Annotated in this window: 12 protein-coding genes and 2 pseudogenes; 2 read left to right on the top strand and 12 right to left on the bottom strand. The window is 42.2% G+C overall.

Annotation, left to right across the window (positions count from 1 at the left end):
- Window positions 1–215: 215 nt before the first annotated feature.
- The 4 genes from treB to glyA form a co-directional block, all read right to left on the bottom strand.
- A complete protein-coding gene (gene treB, locus AACQ38_RS13700; RefSeq protein ID WP_165578362.1) occupies window positions 216–1,637 on the bottom strand; it encodes a PTS trehalose transporter subunit IIBC in 1,422 nt (473 codons plus the stop codon).
- 148 nt (window positions 1,638–1,785) lie between these two features.
- Window positions 1,786–2,733: a trehalose operon repressor TreR gene (gene treR / locus AACQ38_RS13695; RefSeq protein ID WP_011147484.1), complete on the bottom strand. Its 948-nt coding sequence runs from the start codon at window positions 2,731–2,733 to the stop codon at window positions 1,786–1,788.
- Window positions 2,734–2,805: 72 nt separating this feature from the next.
- Window positions 2,806–3,951, bottom strand: a complete 1,146-nt coding sequence (locus AACQ38_RS13690) for a 3-phenylpropionate MFS transporter (RefSeq protein ID WP_165578361.1) — start codon at window positions 3,949–3,951, stop codon at window positions 2,806–2,808.
- A gap of 319 nt (window positions 3,952–4,270) precedes the next feature.
- Window positions 4,271–5,524, bottom strand: a complete 1,254-nt coding sequence (gene glyA, locus AACQ38_RS13685; RefSeq protein WP_165578360.1) for a serine hydroxymethyltransferase — start codon at window positions 5,522–5,524, stop codon at window positions 4,271–4,273.
- A gap of 368 nt (window positions 5,525–5,892) precedes the next feature.
- Here glyA and hmpA point away from each other — a divergent pair.
- Window positions 5,893–7,086 (top strand): annotated as a pseudogene (gene hmpA / locus AACQ38_RS13680) (NO-inducible flavohemoprotein); the annotation flags it as partial.
- A 654-nt stretch (window positions 7,087–7,740) separates the two neighbouring features.
- Here the strand turns inward: hmpA and AACQ38_RS13675 are convergent.
- From AACQ38_RS13675 to AACQ38_RS13660, 4 genes are all read right to left on the bottom strand, one after another.
- Window positions 7,741–8,163, bottom strand: coding sequence for a regulatory protein RecX (locus AACQ38_RS13675; protein ID WP_011147489.1), 423 nt, complete (start codon window positions 8,161–8,163; stop codon window positions 7,741–7,743).
- Complete coding sequence (locus tag AACQ38_RS13670) at window positions 8,160–9,554, bottom strand: DUF6880 family protein (RefSeq protein ID WP_165578359.1); 1,395 nt, start codon at window positions 9,552–9,554, stop codon at window positions 8,160–8,162. Before AACQ38_RS13670 ends, AACQ38_RS13675 begins: the two co-directional genes overlap by 4 nt.
- Before the next feature lie 59 nt (window positions 9,555–9,613).
- Window positions 9,614–10,195, bottom strand: a complete 582-nt coding sequence (locus tag AACQ38_RS13665) for a recombinase family protein (RefSeq protein WP_165578358.1) — start codon at window positions 10,193–10,195, stop codon at window positions 9,614–9,616.
- A gap of 347 nt (window positions 10,196–10,542) precedes the next feature.
- Window positions 10,543–10,917 carry a hypothetical protein gene (locus AACQ38_RS13660; protein ID WP_165578357.1) on the bottom strand — a complete coding sequence of 125 codons (375 nt, stop codon included), beginning with the start codon at window positions 10,915–10,917 and terminating at the stop codon, window positions 10,543–10,545.
- Between the two features lie 163 nt (window positions 10,918–11,080).
- On the opposite strand from AACQ38_RS13660, the pseudogene AACQ38_RS13655 reads away from it, so the two are divergent.
- Window positions 11,081–11,900: pseudogene (locus tag AACQ38_RS13655) on the top strand (IS982 family transposase).
- Here AACQ38_RS13655 and AACQ38_RS13650 read toward each other — a convergent pair.
- The 4 genes from AACQ38_RS13650 to tssI all read right to left on the bottom strand — a co-directional run bounded on the left by AACQ38_RS13650 (window position 11,887) and on the right by tssI (window position 16,396).
- Window positions 11,887–12,537, bottom strand: a complete 651-nt coding sequence (locus AACQ38_RS13650; RefSeq protein WP_041380234.1) for a DUF4276 family protein — start codon at window positions 12,535–12,537, stop codon at window positions 11,887–11,889. The pseudogene AACQ38_RS13655 and the gene AACQ38_RS13650 overlap by 14 nt on opposite strands.
- The gene (locus AACQ38_RS13645) at window positions 12,534–13,622 is read right to left on the bottom strand and encodes an AAA family ATPase (protein ID WP_165578356.1); all 1,089 of its coding nucleotides are present in this window, start codon (window positions 13,620–13,622) and stop codon (window positions 12,534–12,536) included. The genes AACQ38_RS13650 and AACQ38_RS13645 overlap by 4 nt, the downstream gene beginning before the upstream one ends.
- 559 nt (window positions 13,623–14,181) lie before the next feature.
- Window positions 14,182–14,769, bottom strand: a complete 588-nt coding sequence (locus AACQ38_RS13640) for a hypothetical protein (protein WP_165578355.1) — start codon at window positions 14,767–14,769, stop codon at window positions 14,182–14,184.
- A gap of 505 nt (window positions 14,770–15,274) precedes the next feature.
- On the bottom strand, window positions 15,275–16,396 hold the full coding sequence (gene tssI / locus AACQ38_RS13630; protein ID WP_207631862.1) for a type VI secretion system tip protein TssI/VgrG: 1,122 nt from the start codon (window positions 16,394–16,396) through the stop codon (window positions 15,275–15,277).
- Window positions 16,397–16,580 lie beyond the last annotated feature (184 nt).

Below are 16,580 nucleotides of genomic sequence, written 5' to 3'. Positions count from 1 at the left end.
CTTATCAATATATTTCCTGAATTACATAACCATGAATTGAATAACCACATGGTTATTTTTATACCCGTCATCCTTCAAGTTGCCTCTTTGTTGGCTGCACTCACTCACCCCGGTCACATAGTTACCTATGCTCCCGGGGATTCACTCCCTTGCCGTCGCGATGCATCTTGAAATCCATAGGGTATATATCTGTTACTTATGAAGATTTAGCTGCATTATTCAACCGCTAACATACCGGCCATATTCTTCCTGCGATAAACAACAGTCGTGAGAATCAACGGAACAATGATGGCGACAAGCATAGCTAATGCGTAAATTAGCCAAAATTGCGGTTTGATCGAAAGAATACCTGGCAGACCACCCACACCAATACCGTTTGCCAATACACCACTCAACCCACAAATCAACCCAGCTAAACCGGAGCCAATCATGGCACAGAGCATAGGGAATCGATATTTAATGTTAATACCGTACATTGCCGGCTCAGTCACACCCAAATAGGCGGAGATAGCCGCAGGTACGGATAATTCACGTTCATTATGCTTCTTACTGACTAAAATAATACCAACAACCGCCGATCCCTGAGCAATATTGGATAATGCAATAATAGGCCAGATCGGTGTTCCACCTATACTTTGAACCATCTGCATATCTATGGCTAATGTGGTCTGATGTATGCCGGTAATCACCAACGGCGCGTAAAAGAATCCAAATAAAGCTGCACCAATAGGAGCAAAACTTCCGGTCATCAACGCCTTCACAACCCAAGCTACCCCATCACCCAGTAACCGACCAAATGGCCCAATAAGACTATGTGCTAAAAAGGTTGCCAATATTAACGAAACGACCGGAACAATCACCAAATAGAGATAACTAGGAACCACCCGCTTTAACTGAACTTCAATCCACCCCAAAGTAATACCCGCCAAAAGTGACGGAATAACCTGCGCCTGATAACCCACTTTCCCAATCGTGAACAAGCCGAAATTCCATATATCAGGGATTTGTTGCCCTATGTGATAAGCGTTCATTAATTGTGGAGAGACCAGTGTTACTCCCAATATAATACCCAATATCGGTGTTCCACCCATCATCCTAACCGCCGACCAACAAATACCCACTGGCAGATAGAAAAATATTGCCTCTCCTAGCAGCCATAAAAAATCATATATCGTTTTCCAAATAGGATATATTTGAGCTAAAGTTTTGCCTTCACTAAAAGGAATATCACCAATAATATTACGGAAACCTAGAATAAGCCCACCGCTAATTAATGCTGGTAAGAGAGGAAAAAATATTTCTGCAAACTTAGAAATGAAACGCTCTTGCCATTTCATGTTTTTCTTCTCAACCTGCTGTTTATCTTTTTTATTCAATTCAGATTGGTCAAGATAACGATTTAAAACCTGATAATAATCACCAACATTCGTGCCTATCACTACCTGGAATTGCCCAGCATTGGTAAAACAGCCTTTAACCATCGATAAATTCTTTATCTCATCCGGCTTGGCTTTAACTGGTTCAACTAATATAAACCTCAATCGGGTAATACAATGAGTTACACTGGCTATATTTTCACAACCACCGATTAATGTAATTAGTTTTTCTATATCTTTAGAATTTATTTTGTTTTTCATAATAGCCAGTCATCATAAGTTAGTATCAATTACTAATTAGCATGCTTAGTAAACTAATTTCATCCTAATATCATTTGGTTATGCTTGTCATGGGAACGTTCCCAAAAATGGGTTGAAGATCACATTGAAACGGAAATATTTTTTATTTTTAAGCCAACTTACTCGGAATGATTACTTTTTGTTTGAAGTATTGACGATTTATTTGAGAAATTAATTGATCAGATGCATATTTACCAGCCTCACTATAACCCAAATCAATAGAAACCGTGTTAGGGTATAAAAAATTCAATAAAGGTGTATTACCAATACTACCTATTTGTATATCTTCCCGACTATTTTGCTGCAAATATTTATATGCACCTAATGCCAAACTATCGGTTGCACAGATTAAAGCTGTCGTTTTCTCTCTCAATACCTTATTAATATGTTGAAACCCACTCTGATAGCTTAAATCACATTGAACAGAAAGCGGGCGCAAACCTTGCTGTTCACAACAAGCTAGATAGGATTGATGGCGAAGAAAACCTGTCGTGGTATCACAATCATCTACACCAAGAAAACTAATCTCTCTGTGCCCCCGCCGATAGAATTCATTCATCAATAAACGGACAGCACCAATATCGTCATAACATACAGAAGAAAAACCGGTATATTCACGAGCAAATACCACCATTTTGTCACGCCAAGGGAAGAGAGACTCTTCTGATAATCCAGTAAAACCGAACAAAATAATACCATCTGCATGACGTAATGCCAACTGACGTAGATGTTCCTGTAAAAGCTGTGGATCAAAATTACTTTCCATAATAATGGGGTCGTAACCATGCTGGTAAAACAGGGGTAACATGGCACTTATCGATAAATTTTCTGAAAAAGATCCCAGACGCGACACAATTAAAGCAATGATTTTGTCACTCTTTACTCGCATCGCTCTTGCTGATTTAGAAGGAATAAAATTATTTTGTTGGATAATCGTTTCAACTCTTTCACGTACTTGTGGGCTGACACTATTCTCATTGTTTAATACTCGCGAGACGGTTGATTTACTGACATTAGCCAAGCGAGCGATATCTTTTATTGTTAATTTATTCGACATGATATCTCATAAAAATATTATTGAGGTATTTAGTTTCTTACAAAAATATTGTAAGAAACTAAATTTATGTTGTTAATAATTATGAGCTTTAACCTGCGGTCGCAAGAAGATAGCAGGAAAAGCAACTAAGGCCATCATCCAGAAAATTCCACTGTGCAGATAATCATACATAAATCCTGCAATTACCGTCATGACAGCGATACCGCCCCCCATTGCCAGTGCAGAATAGGCCGCTTGCAAACGCACAATTTCCCCTTCCTTTCTCGCACCGATAAAACGCATCGCTGCCAAATGACAGACAGTGAACGTACCACAATGCAAGATTTGGACGATAATTAACACCGGCAATGAAGTGTATGTTCCCATCAATCCCCAACGAACAACACCACAGATACCGGAAAGCAGCAGAAGATTACGGGCACTCCAGCGCCGAAATAATTGATTACTCAGAGTAAAAATAATGACTTCAGCCACTACGCCCAATGACCAAAGATAACCGACTACCGAGGCAGAATAGCCCGCGTTTTCCCAGTAAATTGCACTAAAGCTGTAATATCCCGCGTGGGCACCTTGCAATAAAGCCACACATAATAGGAATCGACGTACCGATTTTTCAGACAACAACTGTTTAAATGACACGACATCCACTTTGGCAGATTTGGTTTCACCAACCGGCATGATAGAGGGCCTAAGCAATGTCACCAACAGCGTAGAGAAGACGCTAAACAATATCGTGATGAGGATGGCACGATGTCCCCAGATAGAGATTAATTCCCCGGTTAATGCTGAACTGATAATAAAGGCAATTGAACCCCAAACCCGTATCTTGCCGTAATCAAAAGGAAATTGCTTTTGCCATGTTCCCGCCAGCGCATCACTCAATGGCATCATCGGCGAAAAAAATAGATTGAAGCCAACCATGACGAACAGGAGCCACGCCCAATGATTTCCTAATGTAAAGCCAACAATGAAAACAAAGGTTATCAATGCTGATATACGTAGCGCAAAAATAAGTTTTGCGGGATCTTTAACTGTAGGTGCAATTAATAAACTGCCCAAAAAACGGGAAATCAAGCCTGCACCCAATAGAACCCCTATCATATCGTGCTCTATACCTTCACCCTGTAGCCAGATTGCCCAGAAAGGTAAAAATATCCCGTAAGAAAAGAAATATGTGAAGTAATCTAACGCCAGCCAGCGCGTCGATCGAATAACCATTAGTCCTCCCTGGTAAAAAATGCAAAAAAACCCGCCCTTAACTAACTTGATTAGCTCAAGAAATTAAGATATTGAGAGTTATCTTGAAGTGGATATCCCCCGGGGGGAAAATCCACGCATCACTCCTCAATATCTCACTTAAGCAAACGATGTTAGCCGGAACAGGTTTTGTAATGAGCTATACCCGTCATCTTTCAAGTTGCCTCTTTGTTGGCTGCACTCGCTCACCCCAGTCACATAGTTACCTATGCTCCCAGGGATTCACTCCCTTGCCGTCGCGATACATCTTGAAATCCATAGGGTATATTGAAATTTTAATTTATGCGTAAACCGGATATTTTGCGCAAATAGCCAAAACTTTCTGCTTAATCATTTCAATGGTCACTTCATCATTGATGTTGTCCAATACATCACACATCCAGCCAGCCAATTCACGTGCTTCGGCTTGTTTAAAGCCACGGCGGGTAATCGCAGGTGTACCAATACGCACACCAGAAGTCACAAATGGGCTCTTCGGATCATTAGGTACGCTATTTTTGTTTACCGTGATATTTGCACGACCCAATGCAGCATCGGCATCTTTACCAGTGATGTTTTTATCAACCAGATCCAGCAGGAACAAGTGATTTTCTGTACCACCAGAAACCACTTTGTAACCACGAGCCAAAAACACTTCAACCATCGCTTTCGCGTTATCAGCAACCTGATGTTGATACGCTTTGAATTCTGGTTCCATTGCTTCTTTCAATGCCACCGCTTTGCCTGCAATCACATGCATCAGAGGCCCCCCCTGACAACCAGGGAATACAGAAGAGTTCAGTTTTTTATACAACTCTTCGTCGCCACCTTTTGCCAAGATCAAACCACCACGTGGACCCGCCAGTGTTTTATGCGTCGTGGTAGTAACGATGTGAGCATGAGGAACCGGGTTAGGATACACTCCTGCGGCGATTAGGCCAGCAACGTGTGCCATATCAACGAACAGGTAAGCACCAATGCTGTCTGCAATTTCACGCATTTTTGCCCAATCAACCACACCGGAGTAAGCCGAGAAACCACCGATAATCATTTTTGGCTGGTGTTTTTCAGCTTGTGCCGCGATATCGTCATAATCGATTTTACCGCTTTCATCGATACCATAAGGCACAACGTTGTATAACTTACCAGAGAAGTTAACCGGAGAGCCGTGAGTCAAATGACCACCATGTGCCAAATTCATCCCCAGAATCGTATCGCCCGGTTGCAGCAAAGCCATATAAACTGCCGCATTCGCCTGAGAACCAGAATGTGGCTGAACGTTGGCATAATCAGCACCAAACAGTGCCTTAGCACGATCGATAGCTAATTGTTCAACAACATCTACATATTCACAACCACCGTAGTAGCGTTTACCCGGATAACCTTCAGCATATTTGTTAGTAAGTTGAGAGCCCTGTGCCTGCATAACTCTTGGGCTGGTATAGTTTTCAGAAGCAATTAACTCGATATGTTCTTCCTGACGAACAACTTCTTGCTCCATCGCCTGCCATAGTTCGGGATCATAACTAGCAATATTCATTTCACGCTTTAACATTGGGTTCTCCTGACTCAGCTAACTTCTCTTCAAACAACACCCCCAAAGGGCCGAATGGCACACAGTGTAAACCCTTTTCACCGAATGAGATAGTCTTGACAAAATATTTTACGCAAACGATTGCATATCCATTACAAGCAAGGTATCGGTTCTAAATAGTGTAATGAAAATTACGCTACATTTTTCCTCATTTTGTCGGAATTTATGACCTAAAGTAGTCCTTTCCTTAGTGTAAATATCTTTTAGGGGCATTTTTTTCACCATAAAGACCACACGTTATATTTACAAAGTCCCCAAAAGGGTATAAGTTGCATTTAAATTACATGTTATAACTTTCATTACCCACTTGAAAGAAATTCAGGAGCTTCACCATGCTGGATAACCAAACTATTGCAACTGTCAAATCAACTATTCCCCTACTTTCCGCGACTGGCCCAAAACTGACAGCACATTTCTATGAGCGGATGTTTAAACATAATCCTGAGTTGAAAAACATCTTTAATATGAGCCATCAGCTTAACGGCGATCAACGTGAAGCCTTGTTCAATGCGATCTGCGCCTATGCAGCCAATATTGATAACTTAAAGGTACTACTACCCGCAGTGGAAAAGATCGCTCATAAACACGCGAGTTTGAATATTCAACCAGAGCATTATCAGATTGTCGGTACTCACCTGCTGGCAACGTTGAATGAAATGTTCCAGCCGGGAAATGAAATTCTGGACGCCTGGGGAAAAGCTTACGGTGTGCTCGCTGATATTTTTATCAATCGTGAAGAGCAAATCTATCATAGTGGTGAATTAACAGATGGTGGCTGGCGTGGTTTACGCCCATTCCGTATCAACCGGAAAGAAGTAAAAAGTGAGGTCATTTGCAGCTTTGAATTTGCACCACAAGATGGTGGGAAAGTAATGGACTATAAGCCTGGCCAATATCTAAGTATTTATCTGCAAGATGATAGTTTTGCTAACCGAGAAATTCGCCAGTATTCACTAACGGCAGCACCAAACGGCTCCAGCTACCGGATTGCGATTAAACGTGAGCCACAAGGAATCGTTTCCAACCATATGCACGATAAGATGCAAGAAGGCGATACCGTCTGGCTGACCGCCCCACGCGGTGATTTTTTCCTTGATATTAAACCAGAAACGCCGGTTACTTTAATTTCTGCGGGGGTTGGCCTGACTCCCATGATGAGCATGTTGTATCACCTCCACCAGCAAAATCACAATAGCCCGATTAATTGGTTACATGCGGCGGAACACGGCGGTCATCACGCGTTTAGCCATGAAGTCGCAGCGATCGCGCAAGCAATGCCGAATTTTGCTGGCACAATTTGGTATCGCGAACCAAGGGATGAAGATCAACAAGGTATTCATTATCAACACAAAGGTTTTATGGATCTGACGGTTCTGAATGAGGCGTTGAAAACAGAAGGAATGCATTTCTATTTCTGTGGCCCAGTCGCCTTTATGCAATATGTCGCGAAGCAGTTATTAGATATGGGGATAGATAAACAATTTATTCACTATGAATGTTTTGGTCCACATAAAGTGATTTAAATTTTCAACTTAATATTAAAAACGTTATAGGGTGATAATAGCCAATAAAGTGAACTGAACAGAAACTATTTTTAATTTATGGATTCTGATATTCATGTTTATTGAATGTGCTTAATATGACTGAAAAAACCAATTCATCATTATCTTAGAGACCTTATGGCGTTTGTTTATCGTGGAGCCCGTCCTATTGGACGTCAGCTCCTTACGATTCATTTTCATAAAATAAATCTCTCGGATTTGACTATTCTCATGTTTAGTTATAATGATAGATATATTAAATGGGTTAATATATTAGCGATTAAAATTGAATAAATGAGATGTAATACGGAAGTTACTTTAATTATTTGTACTGATTTAGTTCTAACAGCCCATTCTAACAGGGCTGCTTTATTTTCCCTTGTTCATAGTAAAGAGGAACCTGGACGGTACTCCGACAAAAGACGCTACAGTTTGGCCTGAATACGACGGTGTGGCTCCACATTTTTGTTGCTGATGTTCCAGATAGCGCTGGGCCACGAACAAATTGTTCTCAAATCCAGAAACGAAGTCGTTCATTTGCTTGTTGGAGATCGTGTCCTACCCACAACACGGGGTAATGGGAGCGAAGCTACAATATGACGACATTTGTCTTGGATGGGGCTCTGACAACCATGATCAGCTTAACGCCTCAAATATCATGTCCATCGAAAACCCCTTGTACTGGAGGTAGCGAATCTGTTTGTTTTTTTCTTTGGCTTCTGATACCACCGCATCACCAAATTTACTGACTTTCAGGTCCCTTGCCATGGCATACCAGTCCACATCCACTTTCTCCAGCATCTGCTCGACCAACTCCTGAGAAAAACCTTTTTGCCTGATCTCCTGTTTGATTCTGGCCGGGCCATGTTTTTTTCGAACATGTTTATCAATCAGGCGGTTATCATCCAGATAACCACACTCACCCAGTCTCGACAACGCCCTGTCGATATTCTCTCTGTTTTCCGTCATCTTACTCAGAGCCCGTGTCAACTCACCGGATGCGTAATCCCGCCTTGCCAGCAGTGACACCGCGTGGTCATACAGTTCCTGTGATGTCATGAGGCATCTCCGCTGTAGCGTAGGCCGTCCTTTCCTACGGATAATCCTTTGATTTTATCTGTCATCAGCGGCCAGAGTGCGGTTTTACGTTTATGTTGTTCGTAGAGAGTTCTGAGGTAGCCCTCTGTTTCCGGAAGCTGAGGGCAATCCTCCAGACCTTCGCCATAATCGATGGCTTTTTTCATGTCTGAGGCGGCATAGCTGTAATACTTGCTTTTTGATTGCTGAATGTTGTCCTCCACCAAAAAGCGGCGCAAAAGGGTCGCCGTATGCGCATAGCCGTGTTTATACAGAGTACTGGATAATGTCCGTAAATATGAATGGGTGATATAAGCCAGCGAGTCGGCGAGGTTGTTTTTTGGCGTGCCCATAATGCAGGCGTCGATTAAGTCATACCGTTCAATGTCTGATGCAAAACAGACATATGGCGCTAATCCTGTATCTTTTGCTATTTTCAGGAATTCCGGGCTGTGATCGACATCTTTTTCAGCAGCTTTTGTGTACAGATGATAAAAACGGGTATCACCTTGAAAGGTGAATGCTGTAATACAGTGGGCTTTGGCCTCTTCTTTTCTCCCTTCCTCAATCAGGGCCTGAATGAATAGTTCATTCCATATGATATTATCTGTGATATCCTCATCGTCATTCCGCTGACTTTTTAATACGGCGAGTGCATCATCGGACCGCAGTTCTTCCATAAGTAATCTGGCATAATCAAAATAATGGGTGGAATGGCAAAACTCATCGTTTTTAAACGCCATCGTCAGAAAATCCAGGTCTTTCATTATTATGCTGAGACCCAAAGCTTCCCGGTGGAGTTTTTTTTGATAATACATGTCACGAATTATACGTAAAATATCTGTACCGAGTAAGGCGCGGTATTTTTTAAAGATTTCAATCCCAAAATAAAATTCTCTTTCAACAACGGTGAATATTTTTTTAGCAATGAATGCAGGATCGTTGTTTTTTTGCGCTCCCAGTGATTTCATCCACGCATCCAACAAAATGGTGTAGTAGTCCATCCAACTTCCGCTGGAGGTGTCCACGTTACCGGTGAATTTTTCGAACTCAAGCATCATTTTTACGCTCAGACTTTCCACCTGCTCGGGGAGCGCGTGGGCGATACCCACAAGGGGGGTCGCTATACTGCGTGTCAGCTCATCAAAAAAGGCATCGGCATCATAGTAATCATAAAAACGTTTGCTTTTGGCGCGTCGGACATACTCCTTCTCGACGGCTTTGAGTACCTCCGCTGCCGATAACAGATACCCGTTCACCAGTGCGTTCCTGGCCTGTTTATTATCCTGTATCAGGTCATGAATGATATTGAGTAGCACGTCATGACCCATCTCTGAAAGCTGTGCGGTTTGTTTTTTTGTTAACGATACCATGAAACTCCTCGTGGGGCAGGCTGTATGAAACACCAGGGCGAATTATTTGCCCCTTCAGGTTATAAAATCATCCCGGCCTTTATTCTGTGAATGGTTTGCCGAGTTGTACTGAACTGACGGGCAACAGCACTGATGCTGTCTCCAGCTTTCAGACGAATGATCACCGCCTGCTGCTGTTCCTCATTTAATGCAGGTGGACGCCCGAAGCGTTTTCCTGCCGCTTTTGCTCTGGCAATACCAGAATGAGTGCGTTCAAGAAGCAAATCACGTTCGAACTCAGCCACCGCCGAAATGACCTGCATGGTCATTTTCCCTGCCGGGCTGGTAAGATCAACTCCGCCCAGCGCCAGGCAGTGAACCCGAATATCTGACTTTGCCAGCAGCTCTACTGTCTTTCGTACGTCCATCGCATTGCGCCCCAGACGGTCAAGTTTGGTGACAATCAGTACGCCGCCATTTTCCATACGATCAAGCAACCGGGCAAAACCGGGACGTTCGCTGGCGGCCACCGAACCGCTGATTTGCTCCTCAATCAGTCGCTGGGGTCTGATGGCAAAACCAGCCGCCTCAATTTCCCTGCGCTGATTTTCGGTGGTCTGTTCGAGAGTGGAGACCCGGCAGTAGGCAAAAACTCGTGACATAGTGAAAATTCCTGTACGTAATGGATGTCCGAATTATAATGCATGTACGAAATATAATGCATGTACGAAATAAATTATACTTACTTTCGTACATCTTTTGCAGAGGGTGTACGAAACCGGTGGGTTTGCGGCAACTTTGTATCTGGCGTTACTCCATCGAATGACGTTGTTGTTAAGCGCCCTCTACGGCTTGGTATTTTTGGAAAACGACTGATATGCGCGAAGAGCTTAACCGGCTAGCCGAAGTGCAGTTGCTGCGCTGTGGACGTGTGCCGATTGAACAATTCTGGGATTGATGCTGGTGGCGGGTATATCTTAATGGTTACTCGCCTTCAGTTAAGCGTGGTTCATGAAATTTCGTGTCGTTCGAGGAACACAACATCACCTACAACAAAGTCACTTCCTACTAAATGGGAACCGACAAGATACTCGCACGCGATGTAATTGACCGGATACTCTTTCCGCTTACCGTCTTCATCGCAAAGCATATAGCAGTATTCTTTTCCGTTGATGTTTAGCGGTGGCCGCAGCGTTACCATTTCAAGATACCCGCCCACAAAATTAGTGAGATCCTGAACATCAAACTCGCCCTCCATGCCCTTATTTGCCGGGAAGTCCTCGGCAAAAACCTCTTTGGTTGTACGATCTGCTTTAACCAGAAAAGCCATATCCATTATTCCTTTCAAGCGAAACGTTGAATCAATCATAGCAGACCGAAACACTGCCCCGAACCGGAAAAACTGTTTTTTTACTGTCATACTTGGGGGCAATCATACACATACACCCAAATCACCCTCACAAAGAACCTAAGGAATGATGAAGTTTTTGCTAAAGAAAATAAAATCGTGGATATCTTCAGGCTATGGTTACTTTAAAAGAACTTTACTGCTGCGTGTCGATGACTTTGTGCCTCTCTGGCATCAGCAATTCATTAAGGATAGATTACGTCAGCTTAATCGACCGTCTTTTCTTTCTCTCAGCTAAGTGATGACGCTCCTTATCTTATTTCACATCAGTCATTACCAGAATCTTAAATCCTTTTACTTTGAGTATGTAACACCTTATTTCCAGAAAGAATTCCCCGGATTAGTCAGTTATACTCGAATGCTCGCACTGAAAAAAAGAGCGTTCACCCCTTTTCATTGCCCAAGGCTAAGACAGCAAAGATGGCTTTTATTGATTCGACCAGAATAGCGGTATGCCATAACTTGCGTCGGGTCTTTGATGACGTAGTGAGTCGAGGAAAAAGCAGTACAGGCTGGTTCTATGGCTTTAAACTTCTCTTGGTTATCCATGATTGCAGGGAGTTTTTGGAGGTCAAATTGATCCCGGTAATACGAATGATAGTCAACCGGTCAAACAGTGAGTGAAAGGGTTAAGTGGATATGGAGATAAAGGTTATCTTTCACAAGCCCTGTGTGAAGACCTGGCTGTGGAAGGAGTTACGTTGGTGACGAATATACGCAACAATATGAAAGCCAAAGCTTTATTACTATGGGATAACCTGATGTTAAAAAAATGTTTTGTGGTAGAGACCGTAGTGAATCAGTTGAAAAATATTTCTCAGATAGCACACTCAAGACATCGTAGTGTTCTCGGCTTTCTGCTGGAAGTCGTGTCAGGATTAATTGCCTACACTTTTCAACACAAAAAGCCGAGCTTAAATTTACGTAATTTTGAAATAGCTATCCCTAAACAAAACTGAGGTTAGTTAGCTTATTTAACCACTGATTGAAATGTGGGCATTGGGAACGAATTGTATCTAATCCAATATCACCGGCGATGAGTGGGCCGTGTAAGGTCTTATGGTAATTGGGTACTATCGCCAAAATACGCTTAGATGGTGCAGTTTGTGGGCTATTATTAATATCTTCAGGGCTATCAAATTGAGCTTTGATGGTTTGTAATACTGAAATGGGGGCGTTGTCATCAAGCCAATCCGCAAATTTTTCAGGTTGGCAAAACAATAGTGCTTCAAATTCATGTAATAACAGATTGGGAATAAAATTAGTTTGCCCAATATCATTAGCGAAAGCTTGCTCTAGCTTAACTACCCGTTCGTTGGCTGCATTATCCTGTTGTTCATTATAATCAGGGAAATCAGTAGGCAGGCCATAGTAGTCAATTAATGTTGTGACGAATGCACCGGGATCTTGTCGACATAAGCGAGTAATTTGATATTTTACCTTACCATAACTTGTAATACCGCCTTTCTGACTGGTACTCGTCTGAACTAATATTGGTGTCAGATAGATTTGCTGTGCTACAAAATAGGGAGCTAACACATCCCGCACAAAAGTTTCTTCCGTTTGCCCTTCTACAAAAACATTGATACGGATCATCGCTGTGGCCTCCCGCCGAGTAAATTTTTCTTCCATAATTCACCAAGGCTATAGTCTTCAAGCCATTCTGAAAGAAAGTCACTATTCAGACGCTTAAAGGTAGATTCCCCTTGTTGTTTGTCAACGATAATCAAATCATCAGCATCAAATTGATTGACCAGTTCGACTGACTGGGTAGAAATAATCAGTTGGTGCTTACTGCTGGCGTTTTTGATCAAACCAGCCAGTACATTAATAGCATAGGGGTGAAGTCCAAGCTCTGGTTCATCAATAATAATTGAACTTGGCATATAATCTTCGGGTTGCAGTAACACGGTAGTCAATAAAATAAATCGTAAAGTACCATCGGACAATTCACTCGCTTTAAAGGGAATATCCTGCTCTTTCTCTGTCCATTCGAGTTGAATGTAATCAGTATTATCCGGGGTGGGCCGCAAGTAAAAATCACCAAAAAATGGTGCAACCATTTGAACGGTTTTGACAATGCGTTTGTAATGCAGAATATGATTTTTTTGCAGACGATATAAGAATGCCGCTAAATTAGCACCATCTTCCCGTAAATAGTCATTATCATTAATACGATGAGTTTGTTTAACTCTAGCATTATCACTCGTATCATGGAAATGGTAAACCCTCCATCGGAGCATAGTAAGTGATGCGTAATCCTCAATGTTATGATGCTGACCGATCTGAGATTCAAAGTGTCCAGCACCAATATTAAAATCCCCTTTGATGTCCAAAAAGAGTGATTCATGTTGGAACATCATACGGTTATCATTTGTGGGTTCCAGTTCAAACTTATAACCATTGTGATCAAAATAAAGCTCAGTGCTCATAGACTCAGTTTTTTTACGACCAAAATGCAATAATGTGTCGGGGCCACCCATTTTGCCAACAAGAGATTGTAAATGATGATCAAGTACAACGGTGATTAGACGAAAAAAACTGATGAAATTGGATTTCCCAGCACCATTGGCACCAATGAGTACATTTAGACATCCCATTTGTAAATCACATTCTGAGATAGATTTGTAGCCTTTTATATTAATTTTTCTTAGGAAATTATTGTTGGTTACTGGTTTCATAATTTTGCCTTTTCAGCATTATGCGACTCAAATATGCCCTATGTTAGAGCAAATAATAGGTTAAGTATTATCTTGATTGCCAGGTTTGCGTCCAGCTCTTCCTCTAAAAATTTTTCTTTAGTGGAATACATTATCATTAAAATAATCTTCCTAATACACCATGCTTTGTTACCGCCACGACTGCTCTAATGGGTACCGGGCGAGATTCGCACCCACTGAAAGACCGTGCCTCTGCACGGCGCATAAAAACATCTAGGTATTATCTTAAAAATATTCTGATGTTGAGGGTGTGATTTTGTATTACCACACTGCGATGCCTATTGTGGTTCAGTGTGAGTGGAACTACGAAATTAATCAGGATGGAACTATCCCGGGGCAGCTGGTAATCTCTCTTATGCTGAGTCGTGGGAAGCAATGAGAGGGCAATTCAGAAGAATATTGGTATCTTGGCTGTTTCAGTTTCACGTTAATACCTCACTTTCATATTAATCAGATTAGCAGACTTGTGAGATGTCCGAAATTTTTGCTCCACTACATCTTCCGAAGCACACCCACTATGTCACTGACTTTCATCAGTCAAGTATTTTTTCCTTACCTGAAAAACCGGTACCATCATGACAAACATGCTGCCGACAGCAAAAGCCCCTACTGCAAGCAACATATTCGCGACATTCCCCTCACCGAGGTGATCCCACAGAGTCATCGCTACCACAAAAATCAGCATGAACACGAAGATATGGGTAAATTTTTTACGGACTGGGAGGAGATGAAAAAGCGTGGTACGGATGAACTCTTCCCCCTCCTTCTTCTTAGTGAACGCTACTTTGACTTTATCGAGATCGACTACCGGCCGGTAAAAAAGCTTGTTGTTAACAGAGGTGCTAGCATAAGCCCGGATATCATCCGTTGATGGTAAGTCACTAGGCCACTTACGTGATACGATGACTCCATAAGCCTGAAGGACCGGTAGTGCAAACGCATAATGGTTAACCTTCTGAACATAGCGATTATCTAGAACAGCCAAAACGTCTCTACCAGCGGCTTCCTCTTTGACATAAAGCTTTATTCTGTCAGCCTTCGGAATGATGGGATGGAATAGCGCTAATGTTGTGATGACGGCAGAAATTAACCCGGTTTTTCCCTTCACCGGGCAGAAATAAGCCTAGTTCAAGTATGTAAGTATAACTGGTACTACGAATCCCATAATCCGAAAAAATGTGTAATTTTATTCCTTCTTCGTTCTCTTCCGATAAATAATGGTCAGGCCACCACCGCCAACTGCATCCCAGTGTATGTGCTATCGGCACATACAGGATCTCCGGCTCATGAACCTCAGAATCACGGGGCAGAAAAGGAATGATTCTATTGAAGAAACACATACCGTGAGATGGGCCATACTCACCGCCACCCATAGGGCCATGCAGGTCATCCGGTGATCTCTTGCCATCGTATCCACCTGAAACTTGAGATCGACAAATCTCCTGGCAGCTTCAGCCTGTTCGGATGACAGATGAGAGAGATCGGCCATTTTCATGTCTGAATCGGCCATTTTTATTGACCAACGATACTGGCTAAGCATTTTCTCTATCCTATCAAACTTCCTGTGCCATGTGTAAAAGGTGGCATCAGAAAAGACATTCCTACAACAGATTTCACATGCGAATAAACCTCTTTAGCCTCACGGAGAAATTGGGACTACCAAAGGTAAAACCGTTCGTCAAAGTCGTCCCTCTGCTACCAAAATGGGATTCATCCGCTTGAGGTTGATGACCGCGGTGAGTAATTTGGATTATTTGCCACGGCGCATTAAATTTTTCTTTCGGATGATCGGTAAGCGTAAACCACATGCCCGGTAAAAGAGCAAAACTGTCACTTTGCCCACTGCCAAGCAAAGCATCATTACGCAATGCCTCCAACCGGTATTGACTTATTCGCTGCCCATTTCCATCTTTATAACGTCCGGGAAAGTCATAGTAATAGTAGCTATTTAAATCCGAACGCTGATTGCCGATGTACCTGTGATTTTCATGGAATTGAAAATCTGAAAGCCACCGGGGATGTTTAAATGTGTAATCTCTCACCGAAATTTCAGCAATGCCCACTCGTTCTCCCCAACGAAACTGGCTGATGCAACACTGGTTGCCTGTAACATCAGGTTCTGGGTTGTAGGGCAGTGAAAGAGAACCATTCTTGGTATAAGAGTCGACAAAAATCATTGTCGGCTCGCCCTTATCCTGATCAAAGTAATAGTAATAAAAGATCCCTTCATCAGCTAACAGACGCTGTAAAAAAGCCAAATCACTCTCATCGTACTGAACACAGAACTCCCGCACGGGATGTTCATAGCGCAATAGACAAGAGAATTGCCGAACGCCATTTTCTTTCAATAGCCTATCAATAATATCGGTGACGGATTTATTCTGAAAAATTCGAGAGTTAACCCGCAATCCGGCACGCCACAAGGAAGGGTGGAGAGTCAAGTAATAACAACTACGATAACGGCCCGTTGTTTCCTGCACAAAATGAGTCACAATCCCGGTGATATAACGCTCAGGCTGCCCATCACGATAAACGGTCAATGTGGCGTATTGATCCAAAATATCCGCAAAATCAATATCTGAATTGGCACAAGTCACTGTGGCTTGCAAACTGAATAGCATTGACAAGACTTCATTCAGTGTAAATTCAACCACAACAAAAGTTTTCACAGGGAGATTACCGGCCGTAAGAGTAAAAACCAGCCCGGTTCGTTCCACATTTAAATCATTAGCCATAAGCAACTATTACCTATAATTGAGTTATCAGTCTGAAATATACCCTAAACGAAATGATCACAAAAAAAGCAATTATGATGTTTTTTAATCAATCAGGCAATGAAGTCATAAGGAAATATGATGAAATGCAACGTTAGCATCAAAGTGGAATTTGATAACTTTCAAACAGGCTTTGTTTTGGATA

The sequence above is a fragment of the Photorhabdus sp. RW14-46 genome, from assembly GCF_963887965.1.
GTDB classification, from domain to species: domain Bacteria; phylum Pseudomonadota; class Gammaproteobacteria; order Enterobacterales; family Enterobacteriaceae; genus Photorhabdus; species Photorhabdus laumondii.
Note: the sequence above shows the minus strand (reverse complement) of the source record. Positions and strands in the feature narration are given on the sequence as shown.